At 68.5% G+C, this 20,697-nt stretch carries 19 protein-coding genes and 2 pseudogenes; 12 read left to right on the top strand and 9 right to left on the bottom strand.

Annotation, left to right across the window (positions count from 1 at the left end; genetic code table 11):
* Positions 1-31 precede the first annotated feature (31 nt).
* Positions 32-406, top strand: a complete 375-nt coding sequence (locus RBJ77_RS33505) for a hypothetical protein (RefSeq protein ID WP_372348415.1) — start codon at positions 32-34, stop codon at positions 404-406.
* 135 nt (positions 407-541) lie between these two features.
* On the opposite strand, the gene RBJ77_RS33500 is transcribed toward RBJ77_RS33505, so the two are convergent.
* Complete coding sequence (locus RBJ77_RS33500) at positions 542-1,507, bottom strand: LysR family transcriptional regulator (RefSeq protein ID WP_372348414.1); 966 nt, start codon at positions 1,505-1,507, stop codon at positions 542-544.
* Positions 1,508-1,577: 70 nt separating this feature from the next.
* On the opposite strand from RBJ77_RS33500, the gene RBJ77_RS33495 reads away from it, so the two are divergent.
* Entirely contained in the window at positions 1,578-2,516 is a 939-nt protein-coding gene (locus tag RBJ77_RS33495) for an NAD-dependent epimerase/dehydratase family protein (protein WP_372348413.1), read from the top strand.
* Positions 2,517-2,530: 14 nt separating this feature from the next.
* A pseudogene (locus RBJ77_RS33490) lies at positions 2,531-2,656 on the top strand (aldo/keto reductase); the annotation flags it as partial.
* Positions 2,657-2,789: 133 nt separating this feature from the next.
* Here RBJ77_RS33490 and RBJ77_RS33485 read toward each other — a convergent pair.
* A complete protein-coding gene (locus RBJ77_RS33485) occupies positions 2,790-4,313 on the bottom strand; it encodes a hypothetical protein (protein WP_372348412.1) in 1,524 nt (507 codons plus the stop codon).
* A gap of 292 nt (positions 4,314-4,605) precedes the next feature.
* Positions 4,606-5,997: a cation:dicarboxylate symporter family transporter gene (locus tag RBJ77_RS33480; RefSeq protein ID WP_372348411.1), complete on the bottom strand. Its 1,392-nt coding sequence runs from the start codon at positions 5,995-5,997 to the stop codon at positions 4,606-4,608.
* A 253-nt stretch (positions 5,998-6,250) separates the two neighbouring features.
* Here RBJ77_RS33480 and RBJ77_RS33475 point away from each other — a divergent pair, with 253 nt between their 5' ends.
* On the top strand, positions 6,251-6,598 hold the full coding sequence (locus RBJ77_RS33475; protein WP_372348410.1) for an ANTAR domain-containing protein: 348 nt from the start codon (positions 6,251-6,253) through the stop codon (positions 6,596-6,598).
* A gap of 109 nt (positions 6,599-6,707) precedes the next feature.
* On the opposite strand, the gene RBJ77_RS33470 is transcribed toward RBJ77_RS33475, so the two are convergent.
* Both RBJ77_RS33470 and RBJ77_RS33465 read right to left on the bottom strand, forming a co-directional pair.
* A complete protein-coding gene (locus RBJ77_RS33470) occupies positions 6,708-7,496 on the bottom strand; it encodes a hypothetical protein (RefSeq protein WP_372348409.1) in 789 nt (262 codons plus the stop codon).
* A gap of 122 nt (positions 7,497-7,618) precedes the next feature.
* Positions 7,619-8,803 carry a zinc-dependent alcohol dehydrogenase gene (locus RBJ77_RS33465; protein ID WP_372348408.1) on the bottom strand — a complete coding sequence of 395 codons (1,185 nt, stop codon included), beginning with the start codon at positions 8,801-8,803 and terminating at the stop codon, positions 7,619-7,621.
* Positions 8,804-9,068: 265 nt separating this feature from the next.
* Between RBJ77_RS33465 and RBJ77_RS33460 the strand changes: the two genes are divergently transcribed.
* Both RBJ77_RS33460 and RBJ77_RS33455 read left to right on the top strand, forming a co-directional pair.
* Positions 9,069-9,197 (top strand): LPFR motif small protein, encoded by a 129-nt coding sequence (locus RBJ77_RS33460; protein WP_372348614.1) that lies wholly within the window; start codon positions 9,069-9,071, stop codon positions 9,195-9,197.
* Between the two features lie 66 nt (positions 9,198-9,263).
* The gene (locus RBJ77_RS33455; RefSeq protein ID WP_372348407.1) at positions 9,264-10,163 is read left to right on the top strand and encodes a DUF72 domain-containing protein; all 900 of its coding nucleotides are present in this window, start codon (positions 9,264-9,266) and stop codon (positions 10,161-10,163) included.
* Here the strand turns inward: RBJ77_RS33455 and RBJ77_RS33450 are convergent.
* Entirely contained in the window at positions 10,111-10,278 is a 168-nt protein-coding gene (locus RBJ77_RS33450; protein WP_372348613.1) for an SDR family oxidoreductase, read from the bottom strand. The genes RBJ77_RS33455 and RBJ77_RS33450 overlap by 53 nt on opposite strands.
* Positions 10,279-10,328: 50 nt before the next feature.
* Here RBJ77_RS33450 and RBJ77_RS33445 point away from each other — a divergent pair, with 50 nt between their 5' ends.
* On the top strand, positions 10,329-10,649 hold the full coding sequence (locus RBJ77_RS33445; protein WP_372348406.1) for a hypothetical protein: 321 nt from the start codon (positions 10,329-10,331) through the stop codon (positions 10,647-10,649).
* Between the two features lie 16 nt (positions 10,650-10,665).
* On the opposite strand, the gene RBJ77_RS33440 is transcribed toward RBJ77_RS33445, so the two are convergent.
* On the bottom strand, positions 10,666-11,169 hold the full coding sequence (locus RBJ77_RS33440; protein WP_372348405.1) for a hemerythrin domain-containing protein: 504 nt from the start codon (positions 11,167-11,169) through the stop codon (positions 10,666-10,668).
* A 163-nt stretch (positions 11,170-11,332) separates the two neighbouring features.
* On the opposite strand from RBJ77_RS33440, the pseudogene RBJ77_RS33435 reads away from it, so the two are divergent.
* Positions 11,333-11,497, top strand: a pseudogene (locus RBJ77_RS33435) (CBS domain-containing protein); the annotation flags it as partial.
* Between the two features lie 64 nt (positions 11,498-11,561).
* Here RBJ77_RS33435 and RBJ77_RS33430 read toward each other — a convergent pair.
* Complete coding sequence (locus RBJ77_RS33430) at positions 11,562-11,969, bottom strand: MerR family transcriptional regulator (protein WP_372348404.1); 408 nt, start codon at positions 11,967-11,969, stop codon at positions 11,562-11,564.
* Positions 11,970-12,018: 49 nt separating this feature from the next.
* Between RBJ77_RS33430 and RBJ77_RS33425 the strand changes: the two genes are divergently transcribed.
* Together RBJ77_RS33425 and RBJ77_RS33420 are read left to right on the top strand one after the other, a co-directional pair.
* Positions 12,019-12,903, top strand: coding sequence for an NAD(P)-dependent oxidoreductase (locus tag RBJ77_RS33425; RefSeq protein WP_372348403.1), 885 nt, complete (start codon positions 12,019-12,021; stop codon positions 12,901-12,903).
* 463 nt (positions 12,904-13,366) lie between these two features.
* Complete coding sequence (locus tag RBJ77_RS33420; protein WP_372348402.1) at positions 13,367-14,356, top strand: AraC family transcriptional regulator; 990 nt, start codon at positions 13,367-13,369, stop codon at positions 14,354-14,356.
* A 4-nt stretch (positions 14,357-14,360) separates the two neighbouring features.
* Here RBJ77_RS33420 and RBJ77_RS33415 read toward each other — a convergent pair whose 3' ends face one another.
* Positions 14,361-16,679, bottom strand: a complete 2,319-nt coding sequence (locus tag RBJ77_RS33415; protein ID WP_372348401.1) for an MMPL family transporter — start codon at positions 16,677-16,679, stop codon at positions 14,361-14,363.
* A gap of 653 nt (positions 16,680-17,332) precedes the next feature.
* Here RBJ77_RS33415 and RBJ77_RS33410 point away from each other — a divergent pair.
* Together RBJ77_RS33410 and RBJ77_RS33405 are read left to right on the top strand one after the other, a co-directional pair.
* Positions 17,333-18,943: a hypothetical protein gene (locus tag RBJ77_RS33410; RefSeq protein ID WP_372348400.1), complete on the top strand. Its 1,611-nt coding sequence runs from the start codon at positions 17,333-17,335 to the stop codon at positions 18,941-18,943.
* A complete protein-coding gene (locus tag RBJ77_RS33405; protein ID WP_372348399.1) occupies positions 18,921-20,690 on the top strand; it encodes a hypothetical protein in 1,770 nt (589 codons plus the stop codon). The genes RBJ77_RS33410 and RBJ77_RS33405 overlap by 23 nt, the downstream gene beginning before the upstream one ends.
* The last annotated feature ends 7 nt before the right edge of the window (positions 20,691-20,697 follow it).

The following is a 20,697-nucleotide window of genomic DNA, read 5'->3' as shown; positions in this document are numbered from 1 at the left end:
TCACTCAAAGCCAGACCGTACATTCCCGAACATGAGCGAACAGCCGTCTGTACACAACGAGTTCAACGGCACCATCGACGGTGACCTCGTCCAGACAGGCACCATCAGTAGCGGCAGTGTGCCCCCGGTACCGGCCAATGAGGCACCGTCCCAAACCGACGACGTACACATGGCGGGCGAGCAGCCGCCCGTACGCAACATCGCGAACGGCCACTTCAAGGGAGATGTCATACAGGCTTCCAGCATTCACAGCCTGGGCCATTCCCACCTGTCCGCAACCGCCAAGCCCGCCCAGCCTGCAGATACCGCTCGATCCGAACCGGACGCCGCAGAACCGCAGAAGACGGAGGAAGAGCCTCGCCCTCGCCGATACTTCCGGGTGTTCCGCCCCAGTCGGCGGACGTAGGCTGCCGCTGCTTCCGGCGGAGTGAGTGGGCGTACGACTACGTCTCTTGGAGCTCACGACAGTTGTCGGCGCTGCGCATCCGTGCTCTCTCGAAGGAGGCACACCGACGGCTACCACCTCCCCCACGCTGCGCTCTCAGTCGACGGACCGCGAGTGTGCCGCCTCGTCGGTCTTATGCGGGCCCAGGACGGATCGGTGTCCTTCGTGCTGCGTCGCCTGCTCGCGAAGAGTGCGAACGAGCGTCGTGACATGGGGCCGGTCACGGCTGCTGATCGTGGCGACGCCGATGTGCCGGATCGGGCCCGGCGACTTGATCGGAACGCTCTTCAGACCCGGGATGTCGGGGGTGAGTGCGATGGCGGGGATCAGGGAGATTCCCATGCCTGCGGCGACGAGGGAGCGGGCGAAGAAGTAGTCGGTGGTGGTGCCGCGGATTTCCGGGTCGAAGCCGGCGTGTTCGGCGAAGCGGCGCAGGTAGGCCTCGGTCTTCAGGCAGCCGAGCACCCACGGTTCGGCTGCCAGATCGGTGAGGTCGAGCGCGTCCTGGTCGGCGAGTCGGTGTCCCTGCGGCAGGACGACGTGCAGGGGGTCTTCCAGGAGCGGCGTCCACTCCAGGCTGGAACTGGGGCCAGGACCGACGGGGAGCGGGCCGTCGAAGTGGTAGGCGAGGGCGACGTCCACGGCGCCTTGACGGACGAGGGGAAGCGTGTCCTCGGGTTCGCCTTCCCTGACGTGGACCACGGTGCGGGGGTGGGCCGCAGTGAGGTGGGGGAGAGCGGCGGGCAGCAGGAGTCTGCCGCCGCTGGTGAACGTGGCGACGGTGAGTTGTGTGCGGCCGGTGCGGAGCTCGGCGACCTGCTGCTGTGCGTACTCCAGTTCCGCCGCGACGGATTCGGCGGCGCCGACCATGATGCGGCCCGCCTGGGTGAGGGTGACGCCTCGCGTGCTGCGCGCCACGACCTGCGCACCGAGGCCGCGTTCCAGGGCGGCCACCTGCTGGGAGACGGCCGAGGGCGTGAGCCGGAGAGCGGCGGCCGCCTGGTTGAAGCTGCCGTGCTCCGCTACCGCCCGCAGGACGCGGAGCCGTTGCACATCGATCAACAGTTTTCCTTAATGCGTATCCAGCAAGTCGGGGCTTCTGCTGATGACGATAGGGATCCAGGCTGGGCGCATGCAAAGGATCTGCGTCATCGGCGGAAGCCGGTACTTCGGAAAGCTCCTGGTCGAACGCCTGCAGGCCGCGGGGCACCAGGTCACGGTGATCAACCGCGGCTCCGCCCCGGCACCTGCCGGCGTCGAGCACCTCGTCGTCGACCGCAACGACGAGGCCGCGCTGACGGCCGCGCTCGACGGCCGCACCTTCGACGTCGTGGTGGACCAGGTCTGCTACACCCCCGTACAAGCCGCTGTCGCCACCCGCGCCTTCGCCGGCCGCACCCGGCGCTACGTCATGACCTCCACGATCGAGGTCTACGACCCCGCAACCGCCGCCCTGCCGACCGTGCCCCCGGGGACGCCCGTCACGGAGGAGAGCGTGGACCCGAGCATTTGGCAGGTGGCCATGGACCTGCCCTGGCACGACGACGCCTACCTGGAGGCGCACTACGCCGAGGGCAAGCGGCAGGCCGAGGCCGTCTTCACCCACGCCGGCAGCTTCGCCTTCGCCACCGTGCGCAGCGCCCATGTACTCGGCGGCGGCGCGCAGGAGTTCACCGGCCGGCTGGCGCACTATGCCGAACGCATCATCCGGGGCGAAGAGATCGCCGTGCACGCGACGGCGCTGCCCACGGTCTTCATCCACTACGAGGAGCTGGCGGACCTGCTGATGTGGGCGAGCGCAGCCGATTTCACCGGCCCCGTCAACGCCTGCTCCGACGGCCCGCTCACCGTCCACGACCTCACCGACACCGTCGCCGCGCAGGCCGGCCGGGAGGCGGTCCGCCGGACCGTCCGCGCGGGCGAGGAAGTCTCCCCGTTCTCCTTCGACCGTCACTACGCCATGAGCAACACCCGCGCGAAGGCGCTGGGCTTCTCCTTCTCCCGCACCACCGACTGGCTGCCCGGCGCCGTCGCCGAGACTCTCGCCCTCTCCCCCGCTCCCACAGACTGAGGACGAAAGCCACCATGCAGAGCCGCACCATCTCCCACACCACCGTCGGCGCCATCGGCCTGGGCGCCATGCCGCTGTCCATCGAGCACCGCCCCGACGAGACGCGAGCCATCGCCACCGTCCACGCCGCTCTCGACGCGACAGGCGTCCTGCCGTTCGACCCGCGCGGCTCCACAGCAGCCCAGCGTCTCAACTCCGGGAAGAGGTAGGCGTCCCCGTGCGAGGAGAACGGTCGGTGGGTGGGATGAGCCGGCCCGTCGCCGATCGCCACCGTCACGGGTGGGTGGCGCCCTGCCGGGTGACGATGCCCTGAAGACAGCGGTCGAGGAGTGCGTGCAGGCGGGAAGCGGAGAGGGCCAGGTTGGCCGCAGCGCCCTCGGCGGTGCGGGGGTCTGCGAGGAGGCTTTCCAGAGTGGCGGGTGCCAGGTTCGGGTTGGTCGCCGCTGCCCGGCACACCGTCGCGTCGGGGTCCTGCACCGGGGGCTCTCGCAGGGCGGGGTCGGATGCGGCCAGTGCCCGCACCTCTGGATCCGGGTGGTCGATGAGGTGGGCCCAGCCGGTGCGCGGGAAAGCGGGAAGGCTCAGAAGGTGCGGGCGGTGGGCCGGACGGTTGACGAAGACGTCCAGGAGGAGGTGGGGCGGGGCCAGGGGGTGATGGCAGGCCAGTCGGATGCGTACCTCCTCGTCGCCGTCCTGCGCGAGCACTTCGACGAGTTCCGCCGACAGGCCCGGCCAACTCGCCGCGGCCCGGCGGAGGTTCGGTTCCTCGGACACCGCACAGGCGGCGAACCAGTCGGGCGAGGGACCGTAGGTCGGATCGGTGGTCGACCTGGCGAACGGTTCGGTGAGCGGGCAGAGGCAGTCCGGGCCGTGGCCGATGATCCTTTGGATCGTCTCGTACTCGGTCCAGGTGTGGGAGGAGGACTGGAGGCGAGCGCGCGCCCGCACCCTGTCGTCCGGGTCCCGCCTCAGCTCCGCCACCAGATCCGGCCCCAGGTCGGGCCGCGTGGCGACCAGCGCACGGACCTTCGGCTCGGGGTGGCGGGCGAGCCGGGCGACGGCGTGGGCCGGGATGTACTGGTTCCCGGTCAGCAGGTGCTCCGTGCCGTCGGCGAAGCACTGCTCCACGAGTACGTCGGACAGGGCACAGCTCTGGAACACCCAAGCGTTGCGCACGTCCAGGGACGGCAGCCTTGCCTCCACGCGTTCCGGGTCCAGCGCCCAACTCGCGTCCTGCGCCGCTTGTTGGACCGATGGGTCCGGATCGGCGAGCAGTCGCACCCGCTGCGCCGGGGTGAGGGACGTCCACCTCAGGGCGGCCTGTACGCGGAGTGCGGGGTGCTCGTGGCCGGCCATGCGGCGGGGGAAGGACAGCGGGATCTGCCGCGACGACACGAGCTCCCCGATGATCTCGTCCGCGGTGAGCCTGCCGTCCTCGCCGGCGTCCCGGGCGGTGAAGAGGGCCACCAGGATGCCGTCCGGCAACGGGCGGACCCATCGGGGGAAGTCGCGGGGACCGGCAGCGAGGTTGGCGCGGACGAGACCCGAGGGGTCGGCCGCCAAGGGGGCGAGTAGCGCCGGGTCGACGTGCTGGTTGCGGGCGAGCGCGCGGCGGATGAGCTCGGTGGGATGGTGCAGAGCGGCGTCGACGACGGCGTCCGGCAGGTCACGCCCCTCGCACATGAGCAGGCCGGCTTCCCCGGCCCGTTGATCCAGCAGGCGTATCAGTACGTCGGATGGCGCGGTCGGGTTGAAGGCGATGCCGCGCAGCCACAGTTCACGCAGAGAGTCGGACACCGCGCCATCTTGCCCCCTCGCCGGTTCCATCTGTTGCTCGGTCTAGGAAGGCGAGAGGCGGGCGCCTGGCCTGTTGGCTCTCCGAGGTCAGTCTGGTCCGGACGGGCAAGTGCCCCTGTCCGTCGCTCAGTGACTCGCCCCAGCGCGATGTAAGGCCTGTCATCCGGCGATTGGCGGGCCGTGACGATGGATGGTCTTGCGGCTGACACAGCCGAGACTTTGGATTCTCTTCGTGCAGCAAAGGCCCGGCGCCTCAAGACGCCGGGCCCGCTGCAGCACACCTTGAGTCAGCTCAGCTGCCGGTCCCAGCGTCGGAACCCCGTGGCGCCGCCGGTGCCGATCCGGGTGCCTTCCCGAGGGCGGCCGTGTCGGCGCGGTCGGTGGTACTGCCCGGCTCCAGGCCGTTCATCACGCGCTTCGCCGTCACCCGGTCCAGAGCTCCCTCCCAGCGGGATACGACGAAGACGGCGACGCAGTTGCCGAGGAGGTTGGTGGCCACGCGCATCGAGTCCATGATGCGGTCGACACCGAGCAGCAGCGCGACGGCCGCCGCGGGGATGACTCCGAGAGCGGATGCCGTCGCCGACAGCGCGAGGAACGCCGACCCCGGAACGCCCGCCATTCCCTTGCTGGTGAGCATCAGCACCAGGACCACCGTGATCTGCTGGCCGAGTGTCAGGTCGACGCCGATGGCCTGGGCGATGAACAGTGTTCCGATCGAGAGGTAGATGGAGGCGCCGTCGAGGTTGAACGAGTAGCCCGTCGGCAGGACCAGGCCGACCGCGTCGTCCCGGCATCCCGCGGCGCGCAGCTTCTGCATCATCCGGGGCATCACCGTCTCGCTGGAGCCGGTTCCGAGCGCCAGCAGGAGCTCCTCGCGGGTGTAGCGGACGAACTTCCACAGGCTCAGTCCGGTGATGGCCTTCAGTGCGCACCCGAGAATCACCAGGAAGAGCAGGGCGACGCCGTAGCAGACGGCGATGAGTTTGCCGTACGTCGACATGGCGCCCACCCCGTACTCGCCGACGAGATGCGCGGTGGCTCCGAAGACCGCGAGCGGGGCGAGCTTCATGATGTAGCCGACGATGGTGAACACGACGTCCTGCGCCTGCTCGATGAACGGCAGGATCTGCGGAACCTTGGACTGCCCGAGGTGAAGGAGCGCGGCGCCCACCAGGCAGGCCAGGACGAGGACTTGCAGCAGGGAGTTGTCGGCGAACGCGCCGACCGCGCTGTCCGGCAGCGATTCGAGGATGAACTGCGCGGTGGAGGGCAGGTGGCCGCCGCCCGTCGCGTCGTCCACCGCGTTCTGCTCGAGTGTGGACGGATCGACGTTCATGCCGGCGCCTGGTGCGAACACGTTGCCGGCCAGCAGTCCGACCACCAGGGCGATGCTGGTCGCCACCTCGAACCAGATCAGGGCTTTCACGCCGATCCGTCCGAACGCCTTGAGGTCACCGGCCTTGGTGATGCCGGCGACGACGACACAGAAGACCAACGGCGCGATCATCGCCTTGATGAGGCGTACGAAACCGTCGCCGAGAGGTTGCAGCGAGGACCCGACCTCCGGCCACAGGCGTCCGACCAGGACACCGAGGAGCAAGGCGAGCAGGACTTGGGCGAACAGGCTGGTGCGCAGCAGATGACCTGCGCGACGGGCGAAGCCTGCGTTGGTGTGCGGCACGGGCACTCCTACTAGGGCGAACTTTTACAGAGCGGAAAACAATTTCCACTTTCCGCTCGGCCACTATGTCCACCACCGCCGCGTTAGGAAAGAGCTCCAGTCAACTTCCCTGTAGATCTTGGAGATTGATCCAAATGCGCAACCAACAGCGCTTGCCTCGCTGCGCCCCCGCGAGCTCGCCGGCGGACACCGACCGCTCCACCAGCACCCCGCAGCGCGCTAGTGCTTGCAGACAGGCGCCGAACACGCAACGGTGAGGGGCACCCCCATTCCCGTACTGGAGGCGAGCTTGCAGCCCGACCCGTCCGAGCACTCCGATGTCCCGTCGAATCTGGAAGCAAAGGTGGAGGAGCTGGAAGAAACCGTCGGACAGCTGGCGCACGCGGTCAACTCCCACGCCGATGTCGATCAGGCGATCGGCGTCATCCTGGCCGTCAGCGAGAAAACGCCTGCAGAGGCATGGGACGTCCTGCGAGAAGTCTCCATGCGCACCAACACGAAGCTTCACCGGCTGGCCGAGCTGGTCCTGGCCTGGGGCCAGGGCAACGACCTTCCGGAGGAGATCCGCAGCGAGCTTGACCGCCTACTGCGACCCAGATGACCGGCACGGCCGCGCTGCGCGACCCGCCCTCCACTCCCCCACTCGGCCAGGAAGAGCAAAGGTGCCGGCCGCTCCGCAGCACGGCCCCCGGAGCCCTCGATCAGACCGTTCAGGAACGTTCCTTGGGATCAGCGGCGAGGTCGTCGAAGTACTCGTCGATCAACTCGATCAGGCCGGTCACTGCGAACTGGTCGGTCTCGGGCGACCAGGGCTCCTCCGGGTGGCCGTCGGGGAAGATCAGCTTCTTGGCCAAGGCCCAGTACACCAGGTTCTCGCCATATCCGAGTCTGGCTGCGAGCCACTCCCTGAACCCGTCCAGCAGGGCGCTGTCCGAGGCGGTGTCATAGCCGTTGAGGAACCCGACCACTGCCGCGAAAGTGACACGGCCGACGAACATGCCCGGGCGCCTCTTGAAGCTGTCCCAGAGGTCCTGGTGGGACCGCGTCGGTTTGCCCCGGCCACGTCCCCAGGCGGCGGGTACGTGCGACAGATCCGTGCCGATCCCCCAGGTGGAGTACGAGACCGCCTCCGGCCCCACGCCGAGAACGGCGAGGAGGCTGCCCACGCGGGCAGCCGGATCGACGGGCCCGCCCTTCCGGGTCCACACGTGGGTCCCCGGAGCGTCCCCCTCGTGGTGGGTGACGACGAAGTCCGTCCCGTTCAGCACGAAGAACGCCGCCCTCACGCGGCCGTGCCCGTCCCACGAGGTCTCAAGGGTCAGCCTCAGCCGCCGCGCCACCGCCTCCAGGTCCACCGAGAGCAGGGCCAACGAGCTCAACGGCCACGTCGCGCTCTGGAACATGGACGCCTGCCGCACCGGATTGCGCCCACCCGCCTGAAGCTCAGTGGCGGACTCCCAGTCGCTCTCCGCATCCGGTATCTCGATCATCTCAGCCACGACGAACAGTCAACCAGTTCACGATCTCGACCCGGTTGGCCGCCGACGGATCTGCAGGCGCCTCCCAGTAGTTCACGAAACTCCGGCAGTGGCGCCAGATCCGGGCCGACCTCGATCGTCGATCACGGCTTCAGGAGGGTCTTCACCATCCCGTCCTCCTTGGCCTGGAAGGTCGCGTACGCCGTCGGCGCGTCCTCCAGCGGCAGACGGTGCGTGGCGAATCCGTCGACACCCAGGGGGTCGTCGTCGGTCAGGTGGGGGCGTATGTCGTCGATCCAGCGCCATACGTTGGCCTGCCCCATGCGCACCTGCAGCTGTTTGTCGAACATCTTCAGCAGGGGCAGCGGGCTGGCGGCGCCGCCGTAGACGCCGCTGATGGACACGGTGCCGCCCCGGCATACCGCGTCGATCGCCGTGAGCAGGGCGCCGAGCCGGTCGACGCCCGCCTTCTCCATCAAGGGGCGTGCCATCGCGTCAGGCAGCAGTCCGGTGGCCCACTGAGCAGCCTGCGCGACCGGATTGCCGTGTGCCTCCAGACCGACCGCGTCGATCACGGCGTCCGTGCCGCGGCCCTGCGTGAGGTCCCGTACCGCGTCGCCCAGATCCTTGTCGTGCTCGCGCAGGTCCAGGGCGGTGACGCCTCGTTGCCGAGCGCGCGCGAGACGGGCGTCGACCAGGTCGACCCCGATGACCTGCTCCGCGCCGCGCAGCCGGGCGACGCGTGTCGCCATGTCCCCGATGGGGCCGAGGCCCAGCACGGTGACGCTGCCGCCTGCCGGGATGTCGGCGTACTCGACGGCTTGCCAGGCCGTGGGCAGCACGTCCGACAGGTAGACGAACCGGTCGTCCGGCGGGCCGTCCGGCACCTTGATGGGGAGCGTGTTACCGAAGGGGACCCGCAGGTACTCGGCCTGCCCGCCCGGCACCTGGCCGTACAGCTTGGTGTAGCCGAACAGTGCGGCGCCGCTGCCCATGGAGGTGACCTGGGTCGTCTCGCACTGGGAGTGGAGTCCGCGGCGGCACATCCAGCAGGTGCCGCAGGAGATGTTGAACGGAATCACCACGCGGTCCCCGACGGCGACTTCGGTGACCTCGGGTCCGATCTCCGCGACCAGTCCCATCGTCTCGTGCCCCAGGACGTCACCCGGGTCGAGGTACGGTCCGAAGACCTCGTAGAGGTGCAGGTCGGAGCCGCAGATGCCGGTCGACGTGACACGCACGACGATGTCGTCCGGCTTCTCGATGCGTGGATCGGGGACCTGCTCGACCCGTACGTCACGCTTCCCCTGCCAAGTCAGAGCGCGCATGGTGCCGCGCCTCCCCACATGTAGTGCGTCCCGAAATGAGCTTCGTCGCCGGGCTCCGGCATGACGCCGACCCGTGCGGACGCGCTCCGGGTACCGGACCGATCACGTGCGAAACCCACGCCTACGGGACAGATCGGCTGGCCAGCCAGATCAGCACCGTGCACACCCGTACGCACGTTTCCCCAGGTGCCCGATGGGCACCCGCCGCTACGCGGATCGCTCAGACGTACAGCGGTCCGTTCGCGACGACGAAGAAGGTGAGTTTGTGCTGAAGGCCATTGCAGACGTGATCAGGTCCATCGGCGGCGCCATCGCCACGATCGTGACGCTTCCCTTCCGGGCGGTGGCCCGTCTCTTCGGCGGAGCATCCGACACTGCGCGTGGCCACCACTGACGCCCACCAGCCTGCCCACGTCGCCGTCGAGTGGGACCGACTCGGCGGGCTGGGTACCGGTCCCCCATGGGTGAGATTCTCGTGGGCACCTGCTCGTGGACCGATCCGGCGCTGGTGCGCAGCGGATGGTATCCGGCCGGGCGTCGGGGTGCCGAGGGGCGGCTGCGGCACTACGCCGAACGGTTTCGGGTCGTCGAGGCCGACGCGTCGTACTACGCCCTGCCACGAGAACACGTCAGCCGGTCGTGGGTGGAGCGCACACCCGTCGGATTCACCTTCGACGTCAAGGCGTTCTCCCTGCTGACCGGACATCCCACGCGCGCGGCCGTCATGCCGGACGGGTGGCCGGCCGATGCGCGGGACGACGGACTGCTCGACGAGGTGTGGGCGCGGTTCACCGAAGGCGTCGGACCGTTGCGCGAGGCCGGACGACTCGGCAGCGTGCTCTTCCAGTTCCCGCCGTGGCTACGGCCCGGGGCCCGGGCCGAACGGATCCTGGCACAGACTGCGCGACGCACGACCGGCTGGCCGGTCGCCGTGGAGTTCCGCCATCCCTCCTGGTGGCGTACAGGGCAGGCCGAGTCGACGCGCGCACTGCTAGCCCACCACGGCATGACCGCCGTCGCCGTCGACATGGTCCAAGGGCTTCCCTCCTCCCTGCCGCCCGTCACCGTCATCACGACGTCCGGGCTGTCCGTCGTACGGTTCCACGGCCGCAGCACGTCGTGGGGGCACGGCAGCAAGGAAGACCGCTTCCGGCACGAATACGACGACGGCGAACTCGCCGAGTGGCTGCCCCGCTTGCGCGGCCTGGCGCGACGGGCAGAGCGGGTCCACGTCCTGTTCAACAACTGCTGTGCAGACGCCGCCGTGCGGGCCGCCGAACGGCTCGACGGCCTGCTCCGGCAGCAGGTCAGCGGGTGTCCGCCTCCCCACCGGTCACCACAATCACCTCACCCACGGTGAAACTGGAGTCCGCGTCGGACGCCAGGTACACGTACGCCGGGGCGATCTCCTCGGGTTGGGCCGGACGGCCGAGCGGCGTTTCAGTGCCGAGCTGGCTCAGGCCGTCCCTGGGCATGTGCGGGTCGGAGTTGTTCAGCACCGTCCACGTCGGGCCTGCGACGCGAGTTGCTGCGCGAAGACGTACGGGAGGCTGTCCGTCGCCTCGCCGGACTCCCCGCCGAGGAACGATCCCGCCTGCCGGGCATCTCCCGGCCACGCGCCGCCCAGTCGCTCGCGGGCGCCCTCGTGGGCCACACCGTCATGAAGCGGATGGGTGTCCGCCGGTTGACCATCTGCCCCTGGGCCGTACGCGAAGGCATCCTGCTGCGCCGCATCGAAGAGGGTGACAACTGGTGGGACTCTCTCGCCCCCGCGACCGACCGAGGCCAGAAGGCCGTGCGGTCCCTGCACCTCACCGCCAGGCACCTCACGTCTCCCAGCGGCTGAGCTGCCGACGGTTACCTCACCGGCCGCGACCGGTGAGGTAGTCGCGCACCCGGTCCACCAGACCGGTACCGGGCGCGAGCAGCTTGTTGCCCGGCGGTGTGTTGGGGGCGTGCGGGTGCGGGTGCGGGCGCGTGGGCGCGGCCTTCTTCGCCGAGCGGATCTTGTCACCGAGTTCGAGGAGTTCTCGGTCGTCGCAGGACTCCCGCAGGCGGGGGAAGAGGTTGTTCTCCTCGTCCTGCACATGCCCAGACACCTCGGCCTGAAGCCGGGCGACCAGGTCGTCGAACGTCGCCGCGTCCGGCGGGAGTTGCTCCACCTGTTTGAGGAGCTTCTCCGCCTCGGAATGGTCCTTGATCTCCTGGTCGGCCAGTGCGTCGCCAGCCGGGACGAGCCTGCGGACAGCGGGGTACAGGTGTTCCTCCTCCGCCACCGAGTGCCGGACCAGCTCGATCGTGAACGAGTTCACGATGCGCTTGCGTTCCGCACTGCCGGGGGTGGCCTTGTCGAATCGGACGAACATCTCCTCCACCTCTGCGGAAGTCCGGCGGGCCCGAGGTGCGCGGGGTACTCACAGGCCCGCCGCAGGGAATGTGCCGACCGTACGAACACCGCATCGGCGGCACTGATGACGACCCGGAGGACGGGGTGCAGCTCATGCCGCATCTGGTGGGGATTTGATGGGTCCGGACGAGCAGGCCGACCACGCGGTGGCCCTGATGCGACGGCATGCGGTACGACGCCTGCCCGTGGTCAGCGAAGGCCCGCTGATCGGCGTGGTGAGCATCGGCGATCTCGCCGAGGAACGCGATCCGGGCTCGGCACTCGCGGACATCAGCAGGGCCCACCCTCCCCGGACTTCCGGACTGACGCCAAAGCGCTCATCGACGCCGCACCATGCCGGGTCGACATCTCTCAGACGGTGACGTAATCCAGTTCGGTCCCGTCAATGGGTGGGTAGTTCTCGCCGCCCGTTCGCTCGGCCGCGTCGATGTAGGTGACAAGAGCATCGCGAGACTGGGCAAGGACGGCCATCTGATCATTCAGTCGCTGCAGTCGTGACCGCATCGCAGCCAGCAACTCGGGACAGCCGGGCAACTCCGGTGCCTCACCGAGCGCACAAGGCAGTATGTACGCGATGTCCTCCGAAGACAGACCGGCACCAAGCAGATGCCGGATCTGCCGCACTCGGAGCACCGCAGTCTCGTCGTACTCGCGATAACCGTTCGCACGCCGCTCCGCCTCCAGCAGGCCCTGAGCTTCGTAGTAGCGCAGCTGATGAGTGTGGACTCCCGTCCGACCACTCAGTTCCCCGATCCGCATCGCAGCCTCACTTGACCTTCACACCGGTATCAACGTTGAGGATGCTGCCATGAACGACAGCACCGGAACACCCGTGACCGTCATCGGACTCGGCTTGATGGGCCAGGCGCTCGCCGCCGCGTTCCTCAAGGCCGGGCACCCCACCACCGTATGGAACCGCACTCCCTCGAAGGCCGACCAACTGGTGGCCCAGGGAGCACAGTTGGCGCCTACCATTACCGACGCGCTCAAAGCAGGATCTCTGACGATCATCTGCGTCACCGACTACTCGGCCTTCTACAAGCTCTTCGGCGGGGACGAAGTCGAGCTGGGCGGAACCACGTTGATCAACGTCAGCTCGGGCAGCTCGACCCAGGCGAGGGAAGCGGCCCGATGGGCCGAGCAGCGTGGCGCCCGCTATCTGGACGGCGCCATCATGGCCATTCCGCCGGCCATCGGCACCGCCGACGCGGTGCTTCTGCACAGCGGCTCACAGACGGACTTCGAGGTTCATGAACCGGCACTCGGCGCGCTCGGTACCGTCACCTACCTGGGCGCGGACCCTGGGCTCGCATCGCTCTACGACGTGGCAGGCCTGGCCATGATGTGGAGCGTCCTCAACGCCTGGCTCCAGGGCACGGCCATACTCAGAACGGCCGGCGTCGACGCCGCGACGTACGCGCCGTTCGCGCGGCAGATCGCCGCGGGCGTGGCCGAGTGGCTGCCTGGATACGCCGAGCAGATCGACAATGGCTCGTTCCCCGCCGAGGTTTCGGCCCTGGAGACCGACGCTCGGGCGATGGAGCACCTGATCGAGGAGAGCGAGGCAGTGGGGGTGAACGCCGAACTGCCGAAGTTGCTCAAGACCATGGCCGACCGGGCAATCGCCGCCGGACACGGTAAGGAGCAGTATCCCGTGCTCATCGAGGAGTTCGGCAAGATCGGGAACGCATGACCACTCCCGGGGCCGGCACTGACGCTGGCACCGGGACCGGGACCGGGACGGGGACGGGTACCGGCATCGGCATCGGCATCGGCATCGAGCCAGGGAGCGCTGACGAGTCCGTCCAGGACCGTTGACGTTCACGACCGCCTCCACCTCGCCGGTGCACTCAGCTGCGCTGTTTGGCCCCACTGCTCACCAGAGCCGGGCCGAACAGCGCGGATTGCGACGCCTGGCGCCCCCGGCGCCGCGCGGCACAACCGTCGTGTCAGACCGCTGCCCCACCCCATCCAGCACCGCCGCCGCGCCATGAACGGCGCGCGTAGGCGCGGAACCGAAACCGTTCAGCCGCCGAGCGAAGAGGACCGGCCAACACATCCGAAGGTGCGGTCGAGCCAATTCCAGGAACCGCCACCACCCCAACGGGCGGCCCCGCGCGTAGGATCGTTGACGCCCTGGCATAAGGGGGCAGGACATGGCGTCCACACACGGCCAGGCGGCCGAGGCAAGCACTTTCGTCACACGCTCCGTCGAGGAAGCGAGCCACGTGCTCTCGGAGGTCTACTACGACCTGCGACTCGAGGTGAGAGGGGCCGACGCGCACGACTTCGTCACCCGCATCAGCATGGCCGACCTCGGCGCCCTGACCATCGGCGACGTGAGCTTCGGCACCACCATCAAGACGGGCTACTGCGAACCGGGTTACTACCACGTCTGCGTTCCGCTCGAAGGCAGCTTCGGCGTCCAGGAAGGCCCCGCCGCGCCCGTCTACACCACGCCACGCACAGCCGTCATCTACGACCCCGCTCGGGACATCCGCGTCTACGACTGGTCCCCCGACTGTCGGGTCCTCGCCATCAAGGTCGACAAGCTCGCCACCCATCGACAGCTCGAAACCCTGCTGGGCAAACCCCTGGGCCACCAGCCGCACTTCCAGCCGTACATCGACATCACCCGTGGCCCTGGCCACAGTTGGGCGAACCTGACCCGCTGGAGCCTGCTGGACTTCGACACCCCGCAGGGCATGCTGCGGCACCCTCTCGTCGCGGGACGTCTGGAACAGACCCTGCTCGAAGGACTGTTGCTCGCCACCGATCACTCCTTCCGTGCCCAATTGGAAGCCCCGCCACCACAGATGCGGCCGGCCGCTGTCAAGCGGGTGATCGACCTCGTCAGGGAACGCCCGGAAGAGCCCTATGACGCGGGGCGGCTCGCGGCCGTGAGCCAGGTCAGCCTGCGGTCCCTGCAGGAGGCGTTCCGCAAGCACATAGGCATGTCCCCGATGGCGTACGTCACCGAAGTGCGCCTTCAGCGTGTACGGATGCAGCTGCGGACTTCGGCGCCGGGCAAGGTGACCGTCACCGACGTCGCGTACCAGTGGGGATTCGCGCATCTGGGACGGTTCGCAGCGCGCTACCGGGCCCGGTTCGGGGAATCTCCGTCCCAGACGCTGCGGACCCCCTGACCACTCAGTGAGCACTCCGGTCCGGATCCACGGCAGCTGAAGTCTCGGGCCGATCCGCCTGCGGAGTCGTCGCCGGGGAAGACGCCGGATCCCCTTCCGTGTCGATGTGCGGCAACACCCGGTCGAGCAGGCGCGGCGTCCACCACGCGTGGGCGCCGAGCAGGGTCATCACGGCGGGGACGAGCAGCAGCCGGACGACGGTCGCGTCGATCAACACGCTGACGGCAAGGCCGAGTCCGAGCATCTTGACCACGATGTTGTCGCTGACGACGAACGCGGCGAAGACGCTCACCATGATCAGGGCGGCGCACGTGATCACGCGCGCGGTGATCTCCAGCGCATGCGCGACACTCGCCTTGGCGTCGCCCGTGCGCAGCCATGCCTCGTGCACCCGCGACAGCAGGAAGATCTCGTAGTCCATGCTGAGCCCGAAGATGATCGCGAACATCATCATCGGCACGTAGCTCTCGATCGGGACCGTGCCCGACACCCCGAGAGCGGGACCGCCCCAGCCCCACTGGAAGACGGCGACCACGACACCGTAGGAGGCGGCGATCGACAGCACGTTGAGCACCGCCGCCTTGAGCGCGACCAGCAGTCCGCGGAACACGGCCAGGATGATGAGGAAGGCGAGGGCGACCACCACGGCGATGATGAACGGCAGCCGGTGCGCGACGATGTCGCGGAAGTCGACCTGGGCGGCCGTGGTTCCGGTGACGTAGCCCTGGGCCGTGGTGCCGGACACCGCTTGGGGGAGCGTGTCGTCGACCAGACGGTTCGTCAGGTCGGTGGTGGCCTGGCTCTGCGGGGATTCCTTGGAGAAGACGGTGCCGACCAGCACGTCTCCGTCCTTGGTGGCGGTCAGCGGTGTCACCACGGCCGCGCCCGCGACGCCACCGAGCGACTTCTGCGCCTGGGTGGCCAGCGCCGGGCGCTGGCCGGAGGACACGGACGTCTGGTCGATCACCACGGTCAGCGGCCCGTTGGAGCCGGGCCCGAAGGCGTCCGACATGATGTCGTACGCTCGCCGGTCCGTGAACGACGTCGGATCGGCGCCGTCGCCGATGTGCCCGAGCTGGATCGAGAACAACGGGATGGCCAGGATGACGACGGTGATGAGCCCGCCCGTCAGGAACCACAGGGGGCGTCGCTCCACGCGCTGGGCGTACCGGTGCCAGGCGCCGTGGGCAGGCTCCTCGGATTCCGCGTCGGCTTCCGCCACGACTCTGCCCACGCGGAACCGGTCGATGCGCCTGCCGATGAGCCCGAGCAGTGCGGGCACGAGCGTCAGCGCGCCCGCGACCGCGGAGACGACGGTCACGGCGGCCGCGAGGCCGAGCTTGCTGATGAACGAGACGCCGGAGACGGAGAGCCCGGCCAGGGCGATGATGACGGTGCAACCGGAGATGAGGACGGCCCGTCCGCTGGTCGCGGTGGCGTGGCCCGCGGCCGTCACCGGATCGGCGCCGTTGATGAGGTTCTGCCGGTGGCGGGTGATGCTGAACAGCGCGTAGTCGATGCCGACGCCCAGCCCGATCATCGTCGCCAGTGTCGGTGAGACGGTCGCGAAGGTGAACGCGGCGGCCAGGAGTCCCAGGCAGGCCAGCCCGCCGATCACGCCGAGCAGCGCGGTGACCAGCGGAAGTCCGGCGGCGATGACGCTGCCGAAGCCGATGAGCAGCACGACGATCGCCACCGCGAAGCCGATCGCCTCGCTGGTCCGGTCGTCGGCCGGCGGCCTGGCCAGTTCACCGAGCGGGCCGCCGTACTCGACGTCGACACCGGCCGCCCGCAGGGGCTGCACGGAGCTGTCCACGCCGTTCAGGTAGTCGTCCCCGAGGGTGGAGGGCTGCACGTCGAAGCGGACGGTGATGTAGCCCGTCTTCCCGTCGTCCGACAGCGGACCGACGTTCGGCTGCTGGGACTGGCTCGTGGTGGGCTGCGAGCCGGGTGGCGGCAGCGGGTCCTGCGCCGAGAGCACGTGCGGCAGCTTCTGCAGGTCGCCGACCGTCTGCCCCATCTGAGAACTCACCGACGACAAGGGCTTCCCCTCGTCGCGCAGCACGATCTGGCTGCTGTAGCCACCGGCGGCCGGATCGTGTTTCTGGAGCACGTCCAGCCCCTTGGAGGACTGCACGCCGGGCAGCGAGAAGTCGTCCGAGTAGGTGCCGCCGAACTGCCGGTTGAGCACCTGGAGCGCTGCCAGGACGATCAGCCAGACGATGATGACGATCACGAAATGCCGCGCACACCACTCCCCCAACGCCCGGAGTCTCCCCGCCCGGCTCCTTCCCCCCTTCGGCGTGGATCGGGTCGCGGACATGTGCTGCTCCCGGGAGGGAGATGATCTCGTCTACGTTCATTAAACGCCGACGCCATCGCAGCGTCCTGTCGAAGACGATCCCGTGCCGGCCGGGCAGCTTCAGTGCCTCGTTCTCCTGGGCATGCGGGCGGTGTCTTCCTCAAGGAGGGGTTCGAGTGCGCCGGCGCCCGATAGTCCTCGGCTCACGCCTTCTGACCGACGCGTTCCGGTGCTGCAATACGACCAGACCTTGGCGCCGCCTCCCCGAGCCGGACAGGATGGGCTGACCCATGACAGAGCCCCGCTCTCCGTCCCGTCCTCGCACACCCTGCCAGTCCGACGCGCCACAGGAGCCGTCTCCCCCCTCGGACTCGTCGACGCCCCACGAATCCACCGGACCACTGGCACCATGCTCCTCGCCCGAGCAGCGCGCCTGGCCCGACCAGCATCTGGGCTTCCAGCGACAGATCACGTCGGCAGGCGATCCGACGGAGGCAGGATTCCCTGTCACGCTGGGCTGCTGGAGCACGACTGCTCGCCTCAGCGTCTCCGTACAGGCCAAGTTCACCCAGCGCTGGACACTGCGGGACGTACTCGTCGGGGACCTCACGAGCACCCTCTCGCTCGCCCCGGGTGAGGTACTCACTGTCGAACTCCACCGAACCGACCGGTCGTTGATCGAGGCGAGCCGGGAGCGGGCTTCGACCGTCGAGGCGGCGACCGAGGGGACGTCCAGCGACAAGGAGGCTCTCACTGTCGCGCACACCTCGGCTCGCAATGCGAACTGGTCAATGTCAGGGAACGGCAGCTTCTCCCTGGGCGGGGTAGGCATCTCGGCGAACGCGACGTCGTCCGGGACGATCAGTAACACGCTCTCCTCGACGGTGAACGAGGTGCACGAAACCACGGTCAAGTCGAGCCAGAAGATCGCCACTCAGGCCAAGGTCCAGGTTCGGGGCGTCACCGAGGGGACCGTCGAGAGCCGCCAGACGCGCGTTCTGCGCAATCCCTACCTGGACCGATCACTCGCCTTGAATCTCTACGAGGTGTGCAAGCGGTTCCGGGTGACGACGACTCAGGATCAGACACAGCCGCTGGTCGTCGCGGAGTTGGCGCCGCTGGACTTCAGCACCCCGGGTGCGGCTCAGTCTTTCGTCGCCGCCAACGCGCAGTTCCTGTCCGAGTATCTGCTGGACGACGGCCTGCGCGACTCCCTGCCCTCGATCGTCGAGTCCGTGCGTCGGCTCGGGACAGTGCGGCAGGAGCGCCTGGAGCAGCAGGACCGCTTGGAGAAGTCCCTGGACAGCATCGACGAGTACCTGTTCGGCAACCGGTCGGGCTGGCAGCCCTACCACCACGAGAACGATGTCGAAGACATCATCGCGGACGTCCAACAGACGCCGCAGGGCTCGCGGGACATCGGTGCCTTCAAGGACGGGAAGACGACTGCGAAGTCCGGTGCACCTGACGAGATCCCTGCCGCTCGCGCCGCCGCGGCCGTCGGTGCGGACGCCCTGCAGCTGTACCTCGTCCTGCACTCCGTCTACACCCTCCGGGAAGCCGCGGAGTTCCAGAAGGAGGAGTACAAGAAGCGGAGGTACACACTCTTCAAGTCACTGGCCACCACAGTCGGTCGTCTGTGGGGCACCGGCCTGGACGACGCGGGCCGCAAGGCCCTGCTCGACGATCACGCCATGTCGGAGTTGTTCCGCCGCATTCCCGGATTCCTCTGCATGACGGAGGCGCTGTTGGTGGATGCGGCGGTTCCCCAGCCGGACGATCCGAAGATCATGGCCCTGATCGCCGCGCAGGAGGAGCACCTGCGCTGCCACCGGCACTACTACACCGAGCAGTATCTGCGCTTCCTTTGGGAGCGCCTGGGGCAGACGTTCGTCGTCCGTCTCGTCAATGCCCTCCTGCACGTCGTCCACAACGGGGTTGGTGTGCCCCCGAGCCCGCCCGACGTCGAGAGCTTCCGGCCGTTCCGGAACATGTACCGCGTCGAGGACGTCCAGCGGGCCGGCCTGTGCCTGCTCATTCCGATCCAGGCGAGCGCGGTCGCCGACCTCGCCAAGGGCAGCACGCCGAGCGCCGGAGTGTTCGCCAAGGGCATGGAGGACCTGGCGAAGGCCATTGCAGGGGCGACGAGGCCGGCACCACGAACCGACGACGTACTGGTCACTGCCGACGGCCTGCTCATCGAACCGGCAGCGGGACGTTGTGTACTGCCCTCGCCCAAGAACGCGACGGGGGGATCCACCGGTGGGCACGCGACGGGCGACTGACCAGCGTTCGCTGGAGAAGCAGGATCTGGCCGAGGAATCCGCAGCCTCCGAGGCGATCGCCGTACAGCTTCGACGTCTCTTGGAAGTGGCGGCGCCCGCGTCCCGGGGCGGCGGCTGCACGCGTGAGGCCAACGCCCTGCGACTGAGCCTGAAGGGCATCTGGGAACGGGGCGACCCAGGTCTGGATGCCTACAAGGAGACGGAGGACGCCGTGGCCTTCTTGGACGGCTTCTTCGCCCCGCTGCTGAGTCCCGACGCCTTCACGACGGCTCTCACAGGTGACCGTTTCCTGCGCCGCTACCCAGGTGGAACGGCACTGACGTCCCAGGAGCCCGGCGACCCGATGTACGTCGACTACGCACTCAGGGCATTCACACCCACTTTCCTGGAACTCGACGAAGCGTTGGCCGAAGCCCTCCCCGCGCCGCTCGACGCCCGCCTGGCCAACTTCGTGGCCGGTGTAGTGGTGCTCTGCTCCGTCCCCGTACGGATTGCGTACCACCACTTCCACGGGACAGCCGCGTACACCGTGATCGCCGAACGTCACATCAGAGTGCTCGTCGGAGCGCGGGCATCAGCCCGCGCCGCCCACGCCGAGATGGTGCTGAGCGGCGCTGCCGGCGGACGTACCCTCTCGTCCGACGAGGAGTACGTCCTCGTGACGACGCTCGATGCCGTGCAGTCGATGGTCACCACCAGGCTGGACTCAGTGACCCGGTTCCAGCAGGACAAGGCCGACCTGCCGCCCCGGATCCGGGTTCCCGCGGCCGAACTCACCCAGCGGGTGGCGGCCATCCAGTTCTGGGTCCACGGCCCGCCGGACAACCGACGGGCACGGCTGGGAAAGCCCTCGACCACCGGCCCGGAAGACAAGCCACTGCCGTACTACGGAACCGTGTTGGACGCCGGCGGCGAACGCGTGCACGCCCGCAGCTTCTATGCGCTCCCGGAGAGCTGGCGGGCCTTCGAGAACTTCTGCCGACTCGTCTGCCAAGCCGGATTCAGTGTCTACGTCAACGCCTGCAGCAACGCCCACGGGGGCCGGCACCCCAAGCACGTCACTCACCGGGAGGGCGTGGAGTTCGACGTGGACTGGACGTTCACGTCGTCGCCGGGCGACACGGTCCGCAACCTCGCACGCCGCAGGAAGAAGTACGGGACCGGAATCTTCCGAGACGTGGAACGTGACCGGTACTTCTCGCTGGAGCCGGTGCCCGGAGATCCTCAACTGCACAGCCACCGGAACATCGAGGCCCTCAGCACACTGGTCGTGTTCCAGGCCGCCGCGCTGTCCGGGCTGCACCGTTACCTGTACTCGGACGTCGAGAATATGATCCTCGCCGCGGAGTACCTCGGATGGGTCGTCGATCAGAGCCTGTTCGCCCAGGTCGGCCGGAAGGCGAACATCCCCGTCGCCGAGGGCGTCAACCACGCCGACCACCTGCACGGGGAGGTCACCTCGCCCGTGACGCGCTGCCTCGACGAGACCGTCCTCACCACCATCCTCCACCAGGCGCTTGTTCGTGACGCGCACAAGGAATTCTCCTCGACCTACCTCCTGCCTCCGTGGCAGGCCCCCTCATCGGCTCCGAAGACCGATGCGGGAGCGCAGAAGCCGACACCACGGGAGATGCGCACGACGGCCTTCATCCACCTTTGGGCCGAGCGCGCGGCAGCGGGGCTGCCCGCGCTCCTGCCCGTATGGCTACCGACCGAAGATTTGCAGCGCCGTTGGCTGCCGGAGTAGCTCGGTC

Source organism: Streptomyces sp. KL116D (assembly GCF_030766975.1).
Classification (GTDB): domain Bacteria; phylum Actinomycetota; class Actinomycetes; order Streptomycetales; family Streptomycetaceae; genus Streptomyces; species Streptomyces longispororuber_A.
The sequence above is the reverse complement of the archived record's forward strand: the minus strand, read 5'-3'. Positions and strand labels throughout refer to the sequence as shown.